An 18,805-nucleotide genomic window follows, 5' to 3' on the forward strand; every position below is an offset into this window, starting at 1 on the left:
CGCCGGGTGTGTGGGGCTTACTCAGCAATACCGCCTAGTGCTGTTGTTAGCTCTTTGATTAGTTGGCGTAATTCTAGCGTCATCACGGCAAAATCACTGTCGAATTGCTCGTCTTCACCGGCGGTATCTGAGGCTTTTTCCTGCACGACTTCAGAGAACTTAATCTTCTGAATAGCCACCTCTTCTGTAACGGTGAAGTTAATGGCGTCATTCCAGATCATGGCAAGTTTACTGGCTCGTTTGCCGACTTCGATGTGCTTGGCAATTTCCTCGCTGTAAAGGTCTTGATCCTTGGCGCGCACAATATTACTGGGGTTTTGTGGGTCACGAAGCTCGCACTCATTACCCAGCAAGAAGTGTTCAGGCAAGGCCTCCGCCTTTAACCATAGCGTCAGCACATCGGCCGGAAGGCTGGCAACCATCAGTGGTACCAGAGGCAGCGAGCCGATCGATTCACGTAGCAGGTTAAGTAGCTCTTCTGCCCTGTTGGCGCTGGTGGTATTAACAATTAATAACCCTTCGGCTTCATCGATATAGGCAAACAGCTTGCTAGACTTTGTGAAGGCGCGTGGCAGCAACTCCATAATCACCTCGTCCTTCATCTCAACCCGTTCCTTGCGGTAGACCTTACGGGCTTGCTGTTCCTCTAAATCGGCAATCTTGTCCTCAACTGCCTCATTGATAACCGAGCTTGGTAGTACTCGCTCTTGTCGCTGGGCGCAGACCATATGGAAACCGTTAGCAGTATGGCTGAGTAGTTTGCCGTGACGGCCCATTGGTGAAACCCAGCCAATAGCTTGAGTGTCTTGGCTGCCGCAGCCTTGAAAGGCTTTGCTTTCTAATAATTCTTCCAGTTTGTCGAGGCCATCGAGCTTTGATGTTAGGCGATAAACTAAGATATTTTTGAACCACATAGTACTGCATCCTTATCAGGTCGATGAACACGACCTGTCATTAGTAATTAAAGCCCTAGAGACGGCGATTTAGTGATGGCAACAGCCAGCATATAACCAAATGCTACGACGGCTAGCAGAAAGGCAATAACGCGGACGCTGTTGGGGCGGCCAGCTTTTAATGCAATCACACCGAGGGCGATATAGCAGATCAGGGCCAATACTTTGGCGGTCAACCATGAGACTTCTCCAAAGGGATAAATGCTCAGTGTCGTCATCAGTACAACGGCGGCCAACAGCAAAAAGGTATCAACAATGTGCGGGGTTATTTTCAGCCACTTGCGATTGAGGGCCTCCTGTCCTTTGATAGCAACAAGCATACCCCGGCCGATAAAAAAGAGTATCGATACTATGGCAAGAGTCATGTGGAGGTGTTTGGCAATGGCATACATAAAGAATAAGTCTCAGTAGATAGTGCAAAGGTTAAATAAACATAGGCTGATAGCTCGTCGAAAAGTCAGGCTAACAAGTTGGCTAAGCATACTATGGTTTTTTGATGGATGTCACGGTGCTGGTGAGTTCGCCGTGAAGTAATCGAGTGGTTATCGAGTCACCACAATTGACATCGTTGGCGTTGCTGACAATGTTGTTTTTGTCCTTCTGCGTGATGCTATAGCCGCGACCAAGTACCGCCAAAGGGCTCAAGCTGTGGAGCAATTCGCCTTGTTTGCTTAGTTGTTGATGTTTTTGCTGAATTGTCAGCTGGATGTTCTTGGGTAGTTGTTCGCCTAACTGATGAAGGCGTTGACGGTATTGATGCAGCAGAATACTGGGGTTGAATTGTAGTAGGCGGCTATGCCCCAGCGTCGACAGATTGCGACTATGGCTGATCTTGGCTCTCATAGCCTTGATCAACTGACCTTCGATATCGTCGATGCGCTGGGCGTAATTTTGTAGTTGTTTTCTAGGGTCGCGCAGCCGCTTCTGTAAGTAGTTGAGCTGTTGTTGCCGTGATTGTACGCCTAACCTGATTGTCTTGCGCAGGTGTTGTTGATAACCGGTCAGTTGTAGTAGCTGTTCTGATTGGTCGGTACTGATCAATTCGGCGGCGGCCGATGGGGTTGGTGCACGCTGGTCGGCGACAAAATCGCTGATGGTAAAGTCGATTTCGTGCCCGACGGCGGAGATGATGGGCAGTGCGCTCTCCACAATGGCCCGTGCGACCGCCTCTTCATTAAAACACCACAAGTCTTCTAATGAACCACCGCCGCGTCCAATGATCAGCGCTTGTAGCGGGGTTTGAAAACGGCCGGCAATGCGATTGGCAAAACGGATGGCTTGGACAATTTCCGCTGTTGCTTTCTCTCCTTGAACACTGACCGGATAGAGGGTGATTCGCATATTGGGTTGTCGGCGCTTGAGTACTGCCAGAATATCTTTGATTGCCGCACCGGTGGGTGAGGTAACAATGCCGATATGCGCGGGGTTCATCGGTAGGTTTTTTTTGGCTTCTGGGGAAAACAAGCCTTCGTTTTGCAGTTTCTCTTTTAACGCCTCGAAGGCTTTTTGTAGCTCGCCAATGCCGGCTTGTTCGAGGTGTTCGATAATGAGTTGATAATCGCCTCTAGCCTCGTACAAACTTAACTGGGCTCGGGCGACAACCTTGACTCCTTGGTCAGCTTTAAACTTGACCGTTTGGTTGTTTTTTTTGAACATCGCGCAGCGAATTTGGGCGCCATTATCTTTTAGTGTGAAATACCAGTGACCGCTGTTTGGGCTTGAAAAATTAGATATTTCTCCCTCTACCCAGACAGTGGAGAAATGTTTTTCGAGCATTTTTTTCGCGCGATTATTGAGCTGGCTGACGGAAAAGATTTCCCGCTCTGCAAGCCGGTCGAGCAGTGAGTTTTTATTCATAAATTTAAATACAATTCTGCTTTACGCTTATTTGGTAAATCGGCTATAATTACTTGCTTCATTTCATCGGGTCGGGCTGTTTCACATGCTACGTATTAAAGAAGAAGCGCTGACGTTTGACGACGTCTTATTAGTTCCAGATTACTCTGAAGTTGTGGCCAAAGATGTCTCTTTGCAAACGCAATTGTCACGGAATATCACACTTAATATCCCTCTTATCTCTGCCGCTATGGACACGGTGACCGAAGCTCGTCTCGCAATTACCATGGCGCAGGAAGGTGGTATAGGCATTATCCACAAAAGCATGAGTGTTGAACAGCAGGCGAAAGAAGTTCGTGCTGTTAAGAAACACGAGAGTGGTGTGGTGAAAGATCCTGTTACCATTTCAGCGCAAGCGACCCTGCGCGAATTGCTCGCTGTTAAAGAACAATACAATATCTCCGGCGTCCCGGTTCTTGATAACGGTGCATTGGTCGGCATTGTGACCAATCGCGATGTGCGTTATTTGGATAAACTTGACACACTGGTCAAGGATATCATGACGCAAAAACAGGACTTAGTCACAGTCAAAGAGGGCTCCGATCCTGAGGAAGTGAAGGCGCTGCTGCATAATCATAAAATCGAAAAGGTTTTAGTGGTTAATGATGACTTCGACCTCTGCGGCATGATTACGGTCAAAGATATCCACAAGGCTCAAACCTACCCCAGTGCTGCCAAAGATAGTCAGGGCCAGTTATTGGTGGGTGCCTCCGTCGGTGTCGGTGCGGATACCGATGCCCGGGTGACTGCCTTGATAGAGGCCGGTGTCGATGTGTTGGTGGTGGATACCGCCCACGGCCACTCTAAAAATGTTTTAGATCGTGTTAGCTGGATCAAGAAAAACTTCCCGCAGGTTGACGTTATCGGTGGCAATATTGCTACCGGTGATGCGGCTAAGGCATTGGTTGCTGCCGGTGCAGATGGGGTGAAAGTTGGTATTGGTCCAGGTTCTATTTGTACAACCCGTATCGTTACGGGGATTGGTGTGCCGCAGATCAGTGCGGTGGCTGATGTCGCCCAGGCGCTTGAAGGTACGGGTGTGCCGCTGATTGCCGATGGTGGTATTCGTTTCTCAGGTGATCTCTCTAAGGCTGTTGTTGCCGGCGCCTCCTGTATCATGATGGGATCAATGTTCGCTGGCACCGAAGAGTCGCCCGGCGAGGTCGAACTTTATCAAGGCCGTACCTATAAGGCTTATCGCGGCATGGGTAGCTTGGGTGCCATGGCGAGAACACAGGGCTCCAGCGACCGTTATTTCCAGGATGCCTCCGAAGGCGCTGAGAAATTAGTGCCCGAGGGTATTGAAGGCCGTGTCCCCTATAAAGGTACGCTTGGCGCGGTTATCCATCAGTTGATGGGTGGTTTACGCTCGGCAATGGGGTATACCGGTTCTAAGACCATGGACGAGATGCGGACCAAGCCGCAGTTTGTTCGTGTTTCCGCCGCGGGTATGAGCGAAAGCCATGTCCATGATGTCAGTATTACCAAAGAAGCACCGAACTATCCAACCACTTCGCGCGGTTAAATAATAAACGGGGCTGATGCCCCGTTTTTTTATCGGTGTGTTCATCATAGTTTTTTAATCGATCTTGTTGATATTCAATAAGATCTAGCCAGTAGGGTTTTGTAGTGTCTCAAGATATTCACGCTCAGCGGATTTTAATCCTCGATTTCGGTTCTCAATACACTCAGCTGATTGCACGACGTGTTCGTGAGATTGGTGTTTTCTCTGAAATCTATCCATGGGATATGAGTGACGAAGATATTCGTGCTTTTAACCCGAAGGGTATTATCCTTGCCGGTGGTCCCGAGTCGGTTACCGAGGTCAATTCACCACGGGCGCCCGAGCTGGTGTTTAATCTCGGTATCCCTGTTTTTGGCATTTGCTACGGCATGCAGACCATGGCTGAGCAGTTGGGCGGTAAAGTTGCCGGCTCTCATGTTCGCGAGTTTGGTTATGCCAAGGTTGAGGTTGAGGGCAGCAGCGCGCTGCTGAAAGATATTGCCGATCATATGGAAGGCGGTAAAAAGCTGTTAGATGTGTGGATGAGCCACGGCGATAAGGTGGTTGAAATGCCGGCTGGCTTCGAGTTGATGAACTCGACCGAATCCTGTGCCATCGCAGGCATGTACAATGAAGATAAGCGTTTTTACGGCGTACAATTTCATCCCGAGGTTACCCACACGCTTCAGGGTGAGCGGATTTTTGAACACTTTATTGCTGAAATTTGCGGCTGTGAAAAGCTCTGGACTCCAGCCAATATAATTGAGGATGCGGTAGCCCGTGTACGTCAGCAAGTTGGCAATAAAAAAGTGTTACTCGGCCTCTCGGGTGGTGTTGATTCGTCCGTGGTGGCGGCAATGCTGCACAAGGCTATTGGCGATCAGTTGACCTGTGTTTTTGTGGATAACGGTTTGTTACGCAAGAACGAAGGTGAGCAGGTGATGGAGATGTTTGCTAACAACATGGGTGTGCGGGTTATTCGTGCCGATGCTGAGCAGGCCTTTCTCGAACCGTTATTGGGTGTCTCCGACCCAGAGGCGAAGCGCAAGGTAATCGGTAATAAATTTATCGAGATCTTCGACCAGGAAGCGACCAAGATCACCGACGTCGACTTCCTCGCGCAGGGGACTATCTACCCCGATGTGATCGAATCGGCCGCCGCTAAAACCGGCAAGGCTCATGTCATCAAATCGCATCACAATGTTGGCGGCCTGCCCGACGACATGGCCTTCGAATTAGTTGAGCCACTGCGCGAATTGTTTAAGGATGAGGTGCGCAAAATCGGCCTCGAGCTAGGTCTGCCTTATGACATGGTCTATCGTCACCCATTCCCTGGTCCCGGCCTCGGTGTTCGCATATTGGGTGAGGTGAAGAAAGAGTACGCCGACATTCTGCGTGAGGCCGATGCCATTTTTATGGAAGAGTTACACGCCTCCGGTTGGTACCACAAGACCAGCCAGGCCTTTGCTGTCTTCCTGCCGGTTAAGTCGGTTGGCGTGGTCGGTGATCAGCGCCGCTATGAGTATGTTATTGCTCTGCGCGCGGTAGAGACTATTGACTTTATGACGGCCCGTTGGGCACATCTGCCCTATGAGTTACTCGAGACCGTATCCGGCCGTATTATCAATGAAATCACTCAGGTTTCACGCGTCACCTACGATGTGTCGAGCAAGCCTCCCGCGACTATTGAGTGGGAATAAGCGGTCGATACGGTGATTGCTGATCAACAGTGGATGCAGCGAGCCTTGGAGCTGGCTGCGCAGGCAGCCGAACGAGGCGAGGTGCCCGTCGGGGCTGTAGTGGTGCTCGACGATGTCATCATCGGCGAGGGCAGTAATAGCCCAATCGGTGGCTGCGACCCAACCGCCCATGCTGAAATTATGGCCTTAAGGGCGGCGGCAAAAACCGTTGGTAATTATCGTATTGCCGGCGCCACACTGTATGTCACCATCGAACCGTGCACCATGTGTGCCGGTGCGATTATTCACTCCCGCGTTGGCCGGTTGGTCTTCGGTGCCACCGAACCTAAGGCGGGGGTGGTGGTCAGTCAGGCCAGGTTGCTGGAGAGTGATTATGCCAATCACCGTATTATTGTGGAATCGGGCGTGATGGCTGAGCCGTGTTCGGCTATAGTAAGCCGTTTTTTTCAGCATCGTCGTGAGGCCAAGAAAGCACTGAAGCAAAAGTTGCGGTCAGCGGACCGTGATGACACCACGAATTAAGAAGGCATAGATCATTTTCTATGCTCAATATAGCGACAATCCTAACAGGGGTTTTTGAATAACATGTTAATACTGCCAGGCACTTCTGCCCTATCCGAGTTCCGTATCCAAAAGTTACTAGCTCGAATACAACAGCAGGTTGAATCTGTTTCTAGTCTGTATGCTGAATTTGTTCATTTCGCCGACGTCGAAGGCGAGCTGTCTAGTGAGCATTACCAAACCTTAGAGCAGCTGTTAACTTACGGCCCAAAAGATGAGCACGGTGAGGCGGAGGGTGAGTTGTTTCTTGCTGTACCCCGCCCGGGCACAATTTCCCCTTGGTCGAGTAAGTCGACCGATATTGCGCGTAACTGTGAGCTGACGCAGGTCAAGCGTCTAGAGCGTGGTATCGCTTATTTTGTTACCGCCGAGACTGAGTTGAATGCCGAGCAAAAGGCGGCAATCACCGCCCTTGTTCACGATCGCATGGTTGAGGTGGTATTGGCCGAGTTTGAACAGGCGCAGCAGTTGTTCGTTGCCGATGTCCCGGCCCCCCTCGAAAATGTCGATGTTCTAGCAGGCGGTAAGGCGGCCTTGGCAGAGGCTAATACCCGCCTTGGCTTGGCACTGGCTGATGATGAAATTGATTATCTGGTCGACAGCTTTGTTGGCCTGGGTCGTAACCCCAGCGACGTTGAATTGATGATGTTTGCGCAGGCAAACTCTGAGCATTGTCGCCACAAGATTTTTAACGCAGATTGGACTATCGATGGTGAGCAGCAGTCGCATTCATTGTTTAAGATGATTAAAAACACTAACGAGGTTGGTGGTGAGGGCGTGCTGAGTGCCTACTCTGATAACGCTGCTGTCGTTGCCGGTCATGAGGGGGGGCGTTTCTATGCCGACCCTGAAACCCATGCCTACAGTTATAGTCATGAGCCGATTCATCTATTGATGAAGGTTGAGACGCATAACCACCCCACGGCTATTTCGCCTTTCTCCGGTGCCGGTACCGGCAGTGGCGGGGAGATCCGTGATGAGGGTGCGGTTGGCCGCGGCTCAAAGCCAAAGGTGGGTCTGACCGGTTATACCGTATCCAACCTTAAAATACCCGGCTTCGAGCAGCCCTGGGAAGTGGACTACGGCAAGCCTGATCGTATCGTCACCGCCCTGGATATTATGACCGAGGGGCCTCTCGGTGGTGCGGCCTTTAACAATGAATTCGGTCGCCCGAACATCTGTGGCTATTTCCGTACCTTCGAAGAGCAGGCCAACGGTGCCAACGGCTTCGAAGTTCGCGGCTACCACAAGCCAATTATGCTGGCCGGTGGCTACGGTAATATCCGTGCCGATCATGTCGATAAGCCAGAATTTGATGCCGGTTGTAAGCTGATTGTACTCGGTGGTCCGGCGATGCAGATTGGTCTTGGTGGTGGTGCCGCCTCATCAATGACCTCGGGTGCCTCAAGCGCCGATCTGGATTTTGCCTCCGTGCAGCGTCAAAACCCTGAGATCGAGCGTCGCTGCCAAGAGGTTATCGACCGCTGCTGGGGTTACGGTGACGCCAACCCCATTGCCTTTATTCACGATGTTGGCGCCGGCGGCTTATCGAATGCCTTCCCAGAATTGGTCAAAGATGGCGGTCGTGGTGGTCACTTCGAACTGCGTAATATTCCCAATGACGAGCCAGGCATGTCGCCATTAGCGATCTGGTGTAACGAGTCGCAGGAGCGTTATGTACTGGCTGTTAAGCCTGAGGATTTGGCTCGTTTTGAAGCCCTGTGCCAACGCGAGCGTTGCCCATACGCCGTGGTAGGTGAGGCAACAGAGGAACACCACCTGACGCTTGGCGATAGCCACTTTGATAATAAGCCGGTCGATCTACCGATGTCGGTGCTGTTTGGCAAGGCGCCAAAGATGCACCGCGAAGTGACTCGTCAAAGCTATGACATGCCCGAGCTCGATTTCACCGGCGTCAGTGTCAGCGAGGCAGTTGATCGTGTCTTGTCGCTGCCAACTGTTGCTTCTAAAAGTTTCTTAATCACCATTGGTGACCGCAGTATTACCGGTATGGTGCACCGCGATCAAATGGTTGGCCCCTGGCAGGTGCCCGTCGCAGACTGCGCGGTGACCACGGTCAGTTATGATTCCTATGCCGGCGAAGCGATGTCGATGGGTGAGCGCACGCCGATGGCGTTGATCGACAGCCCTGCATCGGGTCGTATGGCTATCGCCGAGGCACTGACCAATATTGCCTCGACCCGTATTGCCGACATCAAGGATATTAAGCTGTCGGCTAACTGGATGTGTGCCGCTGGTCACCCCGGTGAAGATGAGAAACTTTACGATACGGTGAAGGCGGTAGGCATGGAATTGTGCCCAGAACTGGGTATTACCATTCCCGTCGGTAAAGACTCGATGTCGATGCGCACGGCTTGGCAGCAAGACGGCGAAGACCGCTCTGTCACCGCGCCCATGTCGCTGGTAATTACTGCATTCAGCCCGGTTGCCGATGTGCGCAAGACGGTAACCCCGCAGTTGCGTACCGACCTTGGCGAGACAACATTATTGTTAGTGGATTTGGGTGCCGGCAAGAATCGTCTTGGCGCCTCCTGTTTGGCTCAGGTTTATCAGCAGGTGGGTAATACTGCTGCCGATATCGACAATGCGGCACAGCTCAAGGGGTTCTTTGAGTCGGTGCAACAGCTGCTCGAGCAGGAGCAGTTGATCGCCTATCACGACCGCTCCGATGGCGGTCTGTTAACCACCTTGGTTGAAATGGCCTTTGCCGGCCGCTGCGGTCTTGATATCACCCTGCCTGCGACAGCCAATGCTGATTGCAGCACTGTGTTACCGGTGCTGTTTAATGAGGAGGCCGGTGCGGTATTGCAGGTGGCTAACGCCGATCTCGATGCGGTTATGGCGGTCTTTGAGGCGTCGGGTATCGCCAATCTTGTCCATGCGATCGGTACGGTTAACGATCATGAGGCGATTGAGATCAAGGCTGCTGATAAGAGTGTCTACAAATCAACCCGAGCGGCATTGCAGCAAACTTGGGCGCAGACCAGTTATCGCGTGCAGTCTCGTCGCGACAACCCAGAGTGTGCCGAGCAAGAGTTTGCCACGCTGAGCGACGGCAACCCCGGTTTATCCAGCAGCCTGAGCTTCGACATCAACGACGATGTTGCTGCGTCATTGATCGGCAGTGGTGAAAAGCCTGCGATTGCGGTGCTACGAGAGCAGGGTGTCAACGGTCAGATTGAAATGGCGGCGGCCTTTGATAGGGCGGGCTTTGTCGCCACCGATGTTCATATGAGTGATTTATTAGCCGGCAAGGTTGATCTGGCGGACTTCCAAGGCTTGGTGGCCTGTGGTGGTTTCTCCTATGGTGATGTCCTTGGTGCCGGTGAAGGCTGGGCTAAGAGCATACTGTTCAACCCCCAGGTGCGGGACAACTTCAAGCGTTTCTTCCACCGTGAAGACACCTTTGCTCTCGGTGTTTGTAACGGTTGTCAGATGATGTCTAACTTGAAAGAGTTGATTCCGGGTGCTGAAGACTGGCCGCGATTTGTACGCAATAACAGTGAGCAGTTCGAGGCTCGTTTCTCGCTGCTGCAGGTGCAGGATTCGCCCGCTCAGTTGTTGTCAGGTATGTCGAGTTCTCATATGCCTGTTGCCATTGCGCACGGCGAAGGTCGTGCCGAGTTTGCCAACCAAGAGGCCTTCGATAAACTCAATAACAGCGGCCAGGTAGCACTGCGTTACATCGATAATAACTTGGATGTGACGGAGTCCTACCCAGCTAACCCTAATGGTTCTCCCGCAGGTATCGCTGGCGTGACCAGTAAGGATGGTCGTGTGATGATTATGATGCCGCATCCGGAGCGGGTTTTCCGTACGGTGCAAAATTCATGGGCACCAGAGAGTTGGCAGGAGGATGCGCCGTGGATGCGTCTATTCCGCAACGCCAGAGTGTTCAGCGGCTAGAATGGTTGTTTAAACATTAAAAAAACGGGGCTATTTAGCCCCGTTTTTTGTTGCTGGCCAGTGACTGCCGCTATAAATAAGTGTTATTGGCTAAATCTGCTGCCGGTATGGTGATTGTGGCGTTGTTGCTGGCGTCGATTTGTACCATAATGGTTGCCGCTTATTCGTTAGCGCCGTCGAACCGCAGTCATAAGAAAGCTGTGTCGGCCAGATTGCTCATTATTGGAATTAACATGTTAAACAAGTATCCACTGTGGAAATACCTCTTAATCTTGATGGTGGTGGCGATAGGCCTGATCTATTCCGCCCCTAACTTATACCGCCCCGACCCTGCTGTGCAGATGTCTCATGAGAGCGGCAACGATATCGAACAGGCGACGCTAACTCGGGTGACTCAAGCCTTGAGCGAGGCAGGTGTCGAGTATTTCGGTGACCAGATCAACGGTAAGAACGCTATTATCCGCGTGAATTCAGGCGAGGCGCAACTACGGGCCAAATCGATTGCTCAGCGTATTCTCGGCGATGAATATATTGTCGCTATCAACCTCGCTGAGACCACGCCAGAGTGGTTGCGCAGCTGGGGAGCCGAGCCGATGAAGCTCGGTCTCGACCTGAGTGGTGGTGTTCACTTCCTGCTTGAGGTCGATACCCATTCGGCGGTCTTGAAGCGACAGGAAACAAATCTGACCGAGATAAAACGCCTGATGCGTACTGAGCGTATCCGCGGTTTGGCCAATCTTAATGGTGGCGAAATCCGCCTGCGTTTTTCTGACGAAGAGACGCGCAGCGAGGCATCGACTGCGATTCGTAAAGAGTATCCAAACCTAGAGCGTCGCTTAGAAGAGCGTGGTGAATATTTCTGGTTGCTGGTTAATATCAGTGCCTCTGAGATTCAGCAAATTGAAGATCATGCCGTGAATCAAAACTTAACCACCCTGCGTAATCGCGTTAATGAGCTGGGTGTTTCTGAGCCGCTGGTGGCTAAACAGGGCCGCAATCGTATTGTGGTTGAGCTACCGGGTGTGCAGGATACTGCCCAGGCTAAGAACATTCTCGGCAAGACAGCAACACTTGAATTTAGGCTGGAAGCCAAGCCCGATGCACTGGCATCGACGAAAGAGCAGTTTGATTTCCGCAACCCAGAGGGGGGGCGCCCCAGTGCTTATTTGAATCGTCAAATGGTGATCAGCGGTGAAAATGTGCAAGATGCCCGCTCTGCCTTTGATGAGAATGGTCGCCCGCAGGTGAGTATTACCCTCGATGGTAACGGTGGTACGCTGATGAATCACGCGACACGCAAGGCCATTGGCGAGCGTTTAGGTGTGTTATTCGTCGAGCGTAAGTCACGCACTATCGGCTATGAGCTCGACGAGAATGGACTCGAGCAGCCGATTAAACAGAACTATGACAATAAAGAAATTATCAGTCTGGCAACAGTCCAGTCGGCCCTCGGTGTGCAGTTTAGAATCACCGGTTTAAGCAGCTCTAAAGAAGCCTCAGATCTCGCCTTGTTATTGCGCGCTGGTGCCTTGGCAGCGCCGCTCGACTTTGTTGAAGAGCGAACAGTGGGGCCATCGCTGGGTGCTGAAAATATTTCAATGGGTGTTCTGTCTGTGCAGGTCGGTCTTGGCTTGGTCGTCATTTTTATGCTGCTTTATTACAAGGTCTTTGGTCTGTTGGCCAATATTGCGCTGGCGACAAACCTGGTGCTGCTGATTTCACTGATGTCGATTCTGGGTGCCACGCTGACGCTGCCGGGTATTGCCGGTATTGTCTTGACCGTGGGTATGGCGGTGGATGCCAATGTACTCATTTTCTCGCGCATTAAGGAAGAGTTGGCCGCAGGGGCCAGGCCGGCAGTGGCGATAAACTCTGGTTTTGAGCGTGCTGTGGTCACCATTTTTGATGCCAACATCACCACCTTGTTAGTTGCTGTCATTCTTTATGCTGTTGGCACCGGGCCGATCAAAGGCTTTGCCGTTACCTTGGCGCTGGGTATTATGACGTCAATGTTTACTGCCATTGTTGGTACGCGGGCATTGATCAATCTTACCCACGGCAGAAGCCAGTTGAAGAAACTGTGGATTTAATCGTCAGCGATTAGAACGCATTCGGGGCCGCTTCGGCGGCACACACTAGATATTACAATAAAGGTCAGATCAGCAACGATATGTCCAAAGCAATAAAGATTATTCCATTCATGTCCTACCGCATGGTGGCGACAATATTCTCAGCGCTGTTAGTGTTGGGATCGATTACATCGCTGGCGGTTCAGGGTCTGAACTTCGGCTTAGATTTTACCGGTGGCACCCAGATAGAGGTGTATTACGATAAGCCCGTGCCGCTGGAGCAGGTGCGAGAAACCCTCGATAGCAATGGCTATGGCGGCGCTGTTGTGGTCAATTTCGGTTCCGATCGTGATGTCTTGGTGCGTTTGGCTCAGGGCTTTGACGACAAGGCCGGTGCCGATATGGTTGCGCTGTTAGAGCAGAGTGCCGGTGTTCATGTCGAGTTAAAGCGTATCGAGTTTGTCGGCCCGCAGGTCGGTGAAGAGTTGCGAGAGCAGGGTGGTTTAGCGCTGCTATTGGCATTGGCGATGGTGATGATTTATGTCGGTATTCGCTTCCAGTTTAAATTTGCTGTTGGTGCCGTGGCGGCACTAGGGCATGACGTTATTATTGCGCTGGGTGTTTTTTCGGTGTTGCAGCTGAATTTTGACTTGACCGTATTAGCCGCTTTGTTGGCGCTGATTGGTTACTCGCTCAATGATACTATTGTGGTGTCGGATAGAATCCGGGAGAACTTCCGTAAGATTCGCAAGGGCGATGCAGAGCATGTTATTAATGTGTCGCTGTCAGAGGTGCTGGGCCGAACTTTGGTTACCTCGGCGACGACTTTGCTGGTCTTGATTGCCTTGTTTTACTGGGGCGGAGAAATGATTCATGGTTTTGCCACATCGTTGTTGATTGGTGTGACGGTGGGTACTTACTCTTCGATTTATGTGGCGGCGAATATATTGATTCGGATGAATATCACCCGGGAAGATTTGATGCCACCAGAAAAAACTGAGGCCGATGTCGACGACAGACCGTAAACGCTATCGTTGTTGAAAAAGCCCAATCGCGACAGCGGTTGGGCTTTTTTATTGTTGACCTTTTGCTCGGGTGGTACCGGAGTTAGCGGATGTGCCTTCGAGTTGTTTGGCTTTTTCGATCATCGGGGTAATGGTCAGCCCTTGAATTAGAATAGAAAAAACCACGACGGAAAATGTCATCACCAAGATGATCTCGCTTACGTCGATGTTGTGCTCAGGCACTATCATTATGCCCTTGGGTACTGACATCGCCAGGGCTAAGGCGAGGCCGCCGCGTAAACCGCCCCAGGTGAGAATTTTTTCTGACAACGGGTTGTAGTGGCGAAGCCGTCTGAAGCCGATGTAGGGAATGGCTACGCTGCAATAGCGGCTGAACAAAACCAAAGGCACTGCGATCAGCATTAACAGTAAATCCTCCCGGTGGAAGCTTAAGGTGAGCATCACCAAGCCAATCAGTAGGAATAATAAACTGTTTAAAAATTCATCGATCAGCGACCAGAATTTATCGAGACTATTTCCCCCCTCCTCGCTGAATCCGTCTTTGCGCGTCCAATTGCCGATCATAATCCCAGAGACGACCATTGCTAATGGCCCAGACACCTCGAGCATAAAAGAGAGGGCGTAACCGCTGGTGGGTATGATCATGGTAAGAAGAAGCTGCATGTGAGTGCCGGCAGCGGCACGGATCAGCAGGTGAAAAATCAGCCCCAGCACCAACCCATATACGATACCGCCAATTGCCTCTTGGAGAAATAACTGGCTGACGCTGGCAATAGTGGGGGTGCTTTGGCTGAAGGCAATGCCAGAAATAGTGACAAAAATTACCAAGCCAATACCGTCGTTAAACAGGGACTCGCCTTCAACCTGTGTGGCAATGCGCCGTGGTGCATTGAGTTGCTTCACTATCGCCATGACGGCAATCGGGTCTGTCGGCGAAATCAGAGCGCCAAATAATAGGCAGTAAATAAAATTTAAGGGCAGGTTAATGTATTGGCAGAGATAGAAGAGGGCGAAGCCAATAATAAACGTAGAAATCAGCGTGCCACCGAGGGCGAGCACGGCGATTTCCCATTTTTGATCCTGTAAGTGACTTAGCTTAATGCCAAGGCCGCCAGCGAAGAGTAGAAAGCTTAACACGCCCTTAAGCAAAAAAGTCTCAAAGTGCAGGTTGTTGATAGTGTGGATGGCGACATCGTTTAAATAAAACCAATCCAGTTGCCCGGCAATAATAATCACTAATGCGAGTGCGAGGGAGCCTGCGGTGATGGCAATAGTGGCCTGCATCTTAATCAGCTTGCTGTTAATAAAGGCAATGAGAATGGCTGCAGCTGCAAGAAAACAGAAGGTGTTGTATACCGACATGGGTCGACCTTGTTGTTATTGTCTATGCAGAGTGTAGTGCGGTGTTGCGAGAGGTGTTAAAAAAGAGTGGGGGAGGTGTGAAAAAGCTTATCGGCGACAGGGTCGCCGATAAGTAAATACAAGACTTATAGGCTGCCCAGGTGGGGGCTAATAGTTTGTAGCATGGCCTTGAAGACCTTTTGCGGGCCGCAAACAACGTTGCCGCTCTCAAGGTATTTGTGACCACCTTGGAAGTCGCTGATGAAGCCACCGGCTTCGGTCAGAATCAAGGCGCCGGCAGCGATATCCCACTGCTGTAGGCCGATTTCCCAGAAGCCGTCGAGTCGGCCGGCGGCAACATAGGCGAGGTCCAGCGAGGCGGCGCCGCCACGACGAATACCGGCGCTCTTGCCGGCAATAGCCTGAAGGCTATCGGTATAGGCAGCCATGTGAGTGTCGCAGTGGCCGGCAAAAGGAATACCAGTGCCGATAACAGCGCCTTCGAGGGTGGTGACCTTGCTGACGCGGATACGGCGGCCGTTTAGTTGGGCGCCATTACCGCGGCTGGCGGTGAATTCTTCGCGACGGATTGGGTCGTAGACGACGGCGTGTTCTAGCTTGCCCTTGTACTGGCAGGCAATAGAAACGGCGTAGTGTGGTATATCACGAACAAAGTTGGTGGTGCCATCGATTGGGTCGATAATCCACAGATAGTCTTTGTCGCTGCCTTCGATAAGGCCAGACTCTTCGCCCTGGAAACAGTGGTCAGGGTAGGCCTTCTGTAAATGATAGAGGATTTCTCTCTCAGCCGATTTGTCTACTTCAGTAACAAAGTCGTTCTCGCCTTTGGATTCGACATCGATATAAGCCAGGTTATCTCTGGCGCGTTCAATAATCTCACCGGCTTTGCGAGCTGCGCGTAGAGCGATTTTGGTCATCGGTTGCATGGAGTTTTTTGCCTCTGAAGCGGGTCTTAAAAATAAGGGGCGGGATTATACCTTGAATATTGCCAAGATATTACTAGATTAGCGTAAAAAAACTTATATCAATGATGTGGTCGATAGAATCTGCTAGAATCCATCGCCGTTATTTGGCCGAATTGGCAATTATTCACAGATTATACGCGTGTTTAGCGTGATTAGGGCAGCTTATGTTACAGCTTTTAGATCAAGTAAGAATCATTCTTATCAATACCACTCACCCCGGTAATATCGGTGGCGCTGCCCGCGCAATGAAAAATATGGGGCTCAGCGAGTTGGTGTTGGTTGAGCCCAGGTGCTTTCCGTCTGAGGAGGCTGACAGGCGTGCGGTCAGCGCCAAGGATATTCTCGATAAGGCGGTGGTTGTCGATACCGTAGAGGAGGCGCTCGAAGGTTGTGGCTTGGTACTGGGTACCAGTGCCCGTGAACGCCGTATTCCGTGGCCGTTGTTCGATCCCCGCGACAGCGCCGAGCAGGCCAAACAGTCTTTGCAAAAAGGTAATAAGGTAGCGATTATGTTTGGCCGCGAAGACCGGGGCTTGACCAACGAAGAGCTGCAGAAATGCCACTTTCATGTTCATATCCCCACCAATGAAGACTACAGCTCGCTCAATTTGGCGGCGGCGGTTCAGGTGCTGAGCTACGAGTTGCGCATGTCGCTGCTGGGCGAGCACCCGCTTGAGCAGAAGAATGCTGAAGACTGGGATTACGAGTTGGCCGATGCGGGCGAGGTTGAGAAGATGATGGTGCACTTAGAGCAGGTGCTGACTGAGATCGAATTTCTTGACCCGGAAAACCCCAGGCAGGTAATGGCCCGTTTGCGTCGATTATACAATCGTCAGCGCCTCGATACGATGGAGGTTAATATCCTGCGCGGAATATTGGCTAGTACCCAAAAAACCATCGCTAAGTCGCAGAAATAACCAGCGATTTACCCCGGAGCAATAGAGGCATATAATTGCCGCGAAATAGCCATATTAATCCCGACTAAATTGCTGGGTTTTATAGTTGACTGTTACGCTGGGTTATTACATAATTCTCCTATGTGAAATGATGGCAGTGAGAATACAAAGTATGCGCTTGACGACAAAAGGCCGCTACGCGGTGACAGCGATGCTGGATTTAGCTATCCATGCGGGGGAGGGGCCTGTGAGTCTTGCCGATATATCGAGCCGACAGGAGATTTCCCTCTCTTACTTGGAGCAATTATTCTCTAAGCTGAGGCGCCAAAAATTAGTCGTCAGTGTTCGAGGCCCCGGTGGAGGCTATCAGTTGAGTCGCGCCACGGAGAGTATATCGGTGGCAGAGGTTGTCGACGCAGTCGATGAGTCGGTTAATGTGACTAATTGTGGCGGCGAAGGTAATTGTACCGAACAGGGTTTTTGCTTAACCCACCATTTGTGGACTGATTTAAGTCAACAAATACACAGCTTTTTACACGGTATCAGCCTAGATAGCTTGATGCAGAGACAAGAGGTGCAGCATATTTCAGCACGCCAGCACCGCAAAGAATTAGATGGCGCAAATAACCCCGACACGATTGAGACGATCACGTTGTCAGGTTTGGGCTAGGCGACTCGTCGCCAACACAGATATCACTTGGAGTATTAACACATGCAATTACCGGTTTATTTCGATTATTCAGCAACCACCCCAGTCGATCCTCGCGTTGCCGAGGCGATGATGAAGTGTTTAACGCTGGACGGTAACTTTGGTAACCCGGCGTCGCGCTCGCACATCTATGGCTGGAAGTCAGAGGAAGCGGTGGAAAACGCCCGCCGTGACGTTGCTGATTTAATTAATGCTGACCCGCGGGAAATCGTTTGGACCAGTGGTGCTACCGAGTCCAATAACCTTGCGATTAAGGGGGCAGCAAAATTCTACGCCAAAAACGGCAAGCATATTGTAACCTCTAAGGTTGAGCACAAAGCGGTGCTGGATACCTGTCGTCAGCTGGAGCGTGAGGGTTATGAGGTCACTTACCTCGAGCCAAACACGAACGGTATTATCACGCCAGAATCTGTCGAGGCGGTGTTGCGTGACGACACGATTATTGTCTCCATTATGCATGCGAATAACGAAATTGGCACGATTAACGACATCGCCGCGATTGGTGAATTGACCCGTCCACGCAAGATTTTATTCCATGTCGATGCGGCCCAAAGCGCCGGTAAGATTGAGATTGATATGGCGGCGATGAAAGTCGATATGTTATCGATCTCAGCGCACAAAATGTATGGTCCCAAGGGTATTGGTGCGCTGTATGTTAGTCGCAAGCCGCGTGTTCGCTTAGAGGCGCAGATTCACGGTGGTGGTCATGAGCGTGGCATGCGTTCAGGCACGTTACCAACGCATCAAATTGTTGGTATGGGTGAGGCTGCTCGTGTGGCCAAGCAAGATATGGCCAAAGATGCCGAGCATGCACTGACGCTTCGCAACCGTCTTTGGAATGGTGTAAATGGTATGGAAGAGGTGTTCCTCAACGGCGATGCCGAACAGCGTCTGCCAGGTAATGCCAATATCAGCTTTAACTTTGTTGAGGGTGAATCGCTGATTATGTCGTTGAAGGACTTGGCTGTGTCGAGTGGCTCTGCTTGTACCTCGGCCAGTTTAGAGCCCTCCTACGTGCTGCGTGCACTGGGTATGAACGACGAATTGGCGCACAGCTCGCTGCGCTTTAGTATCGGCCGTTTTACCACTGAAGAAGAAGTTGATTTTGCTATTGAATGCTTAAAACAGGCAGTCAACAAGTTGCGTGAGTTATCACCGCTTTGGGATATGTACCAGGACGGTGTCGACCTCGACAGTATCGAGTGGTCTGCACATTAAATTTATCAGCCTCGTCACTG

14 protein-coding genes are annotated in these 18,805 nt (G+C 51.2%); 9 read left to right on the plus strand and 5 right to left on the minus strand.

All coding sequences use genetic code 11. The annotated features are described in order from the left end of the window. Positions 1-17 precede the first annotated feature (17 nt). From rdgC to xseA, 3 genes are all read right to left on the minus strand, one after another. Positions 18-914 carry a recombination-associated protein RdgC gene (gene rdgC / locus L9P87_RS13715; RefSeq protein ID WP_237445312.1) on the minus strand — a complete coding sequence of 299 codons (897 nt, stop codon included), beginning with the start codon at positions 912-914 and terminating at the stop codon, positions 18-20. Positions 915-961: 47 nt separating this feature from the next. Beyond that, positions 962-1,345: a SirB2 family protein gene (locus L9P87_RS13720; RefSeq protein WP_290368511.1), complete on the minus strand. Its 384-nt coding sequence runs from the start codon at positions 1,343-1,345 to the stop codon at positions 962-964. A gap of 91 nt (positions 1,346-1,436) precedes the next feature. Then, a complete protein-coding gene (gene xseA / locus L9P87_RS13725) occupies positions 1,437-2,810 on the minus strand; it encodes an exodeoxyribonuclease VII large subunit (RefSeq protein ID WP_237445314.1) in 1,374 nt (457 codons plus the stop codon). A gap of 85 nt (positions 2,811-2,895) precedes the next feature. Between xseA and guaB the strand changes: the two genes are divergently transcribed. The 6 genes from guaB (at position 2,896) to secF (ending at position 13,635) form a co-directional block, all read left to right on the plus strand. Then, on the plus strand, positions 2,896-4,374 hold the full coding sequence (gene guaB / locus L9P87_RS13730) for an IMP dehydrogenase (RefSeq protein WP_237445315.1): 1,479 nt from the start codon (positions 2,896-2,898) through the stop codon (positions 4,372-4,374). 104 nt (positions 4,375-4,478) lie between these two features. Beyond that, positions 4,479-6,053: a glutamine-hydrolyzing GMP synthase gene (gene guaA / locus L9P87_RS13735; protein WP_237445316.1), complete on the plus strand. Its 1,575-nt coding sequence runs from the start codon at positions 4,479-4,481 to the stop codon at positions 6,051-6,053. Positions 6,054-6,065: 12 nt separating this feature from the next. Continuing rightward, positions 6,066-6,575 carry a tRNA adenosine(34) deaminase TadA gene (tadA, locus tag L9P87_RS13740; RefSeq protein ID WP_290368512.1) on the plus strand — a complete coding sequence of 170 codons (510 nt, stop codon included), beginning with the start codon at positions 6,066-6,068 and terminating at the stop codon, positions 6,573-6,575. 63 nt (positions 6,576-6,638) lie between these two features. After that, positions 6,639-10,541: a phosphoribosylformylglycinamidine synthase gene (purL, locus tag L9P87_RS13745; protein WP_237445317.1), complete on the plus strand. Its 3,903-nt coding sequence runs from the start codon at positions 6,639-6,641 to the stop codon at positions 10,539-10,541. Between the two features lie 233 nt (positions 10,542-10,774). Continuing rightward, positions 10,775-12,631, plus strand: coding sequence for a protein translocase subunit SecD (gene secD / locus L9P87_RS13750; RefSeq protein ID WP_237445318.1), 1,857 nt, complete (start codon positions 10,775-10,777; stop codon positions 12,629-12,631). Positions 12,632-12,711: 80 nt separating this feature from the next. Beyond that, the gene (gene secF, locus L9P87_RS13755; protein WP_237445319.1) at positions 12,712-13,635 is read left to right on the plus strand and encodes a protein translocase subunit SecF; all 924 of its coding nucleotides are present in this window, start codon (positions 12,712-12,714) and stop codon (positions 13,633-13,635) included. A 48-nt stretch (positions 13,636-13,683) separates the two neighbouring features. Here secF and L9P87_RS13760 read toward each other — a convergent pair whose 3' ends face one another. After that, positions 13,684-14,997 (minus strand): cation:proton antiporter, encoded by a 1,314-nt coding sequence (locus tag L9P87_RS13760; protein ID WP_237445320.1) that lies wholly within the window; start codon positions 14,995-14,997, stop codon positions 13,684-13,686. 125 nt (positions 14,998-15,122) lie between these two features. After that, on the minus strand, positions 15,123-15,923 hold the full coding sequence (locus tag L9P87_RS13765; protein WP_237445321.1) for an inositol monophosphatase family protein: 801 nt from the start codon (positions 15,921-15,923) through the stop codon (positions 15,123-15,125). Between the two features lie 203 nt (positions 15,924-16,126). On the opposite strand from L9P87_RS13765, the gene L9P87_RS13770 reads away from it, so the two are divergent. The 3 genes from L9P87_RS13770 to L9P87_RS13780 all read left to right on the plus strand — a co-directional run bounded on the left by L9P87_RS13770 (position 16,127) and on the right by L9P87_RS13780 (position 18,785). Next, on the plus strand, positions 16,127-16,879 hold the full coding sequence (locus tag L9P87_RS13770) for an RNA methyltransferase (RefSeq protein ID WP_237445322.1): 753 nt from the start codon (positions 16,127-16,129) through the stop codon (positions 16,877-16,879). A gap of 151 nt (positions 16,880-17,030) precedes the next feature. Beyond that, positions 17,031-17,528, plus strand: a complete 498-nt coding sequence (iscR, locus tag L9P87_RS13775; protein ID WP_237445323.1) for a Fe-S cluster assembly transcriptional regulator IscR — start codon at positions 17,031-17,033, stop codon at positions 17,526-17,528. Between the two features lie 42 nt (positions 17,529-17,570). Continuing rightward, positions 17,571-18,785, plus strand: a complete 1,215-nt coding sequence (locus L9P87_RS13780; protein ID WP_237445324.1) for an IscS subfamily cysteine desulfurase — start codon at positions 17,571-17,573, stop codon at positions 18,783-18,785. Positions 18,786-18,805 lie beyond the last annotated feature (20 nt).

The sequence above is a fragment of the Sinobacterium norvegicum genome (assembly GCF_923077115.1).
GTDB classification, from domain to species: domain Bacteria; phylum Pseudomonadota; class Gammaproteobacteria; order Pseudomonadales; family Sinobacteriaceae; genus Sinobacterium; species Sinobacterium norvegicum.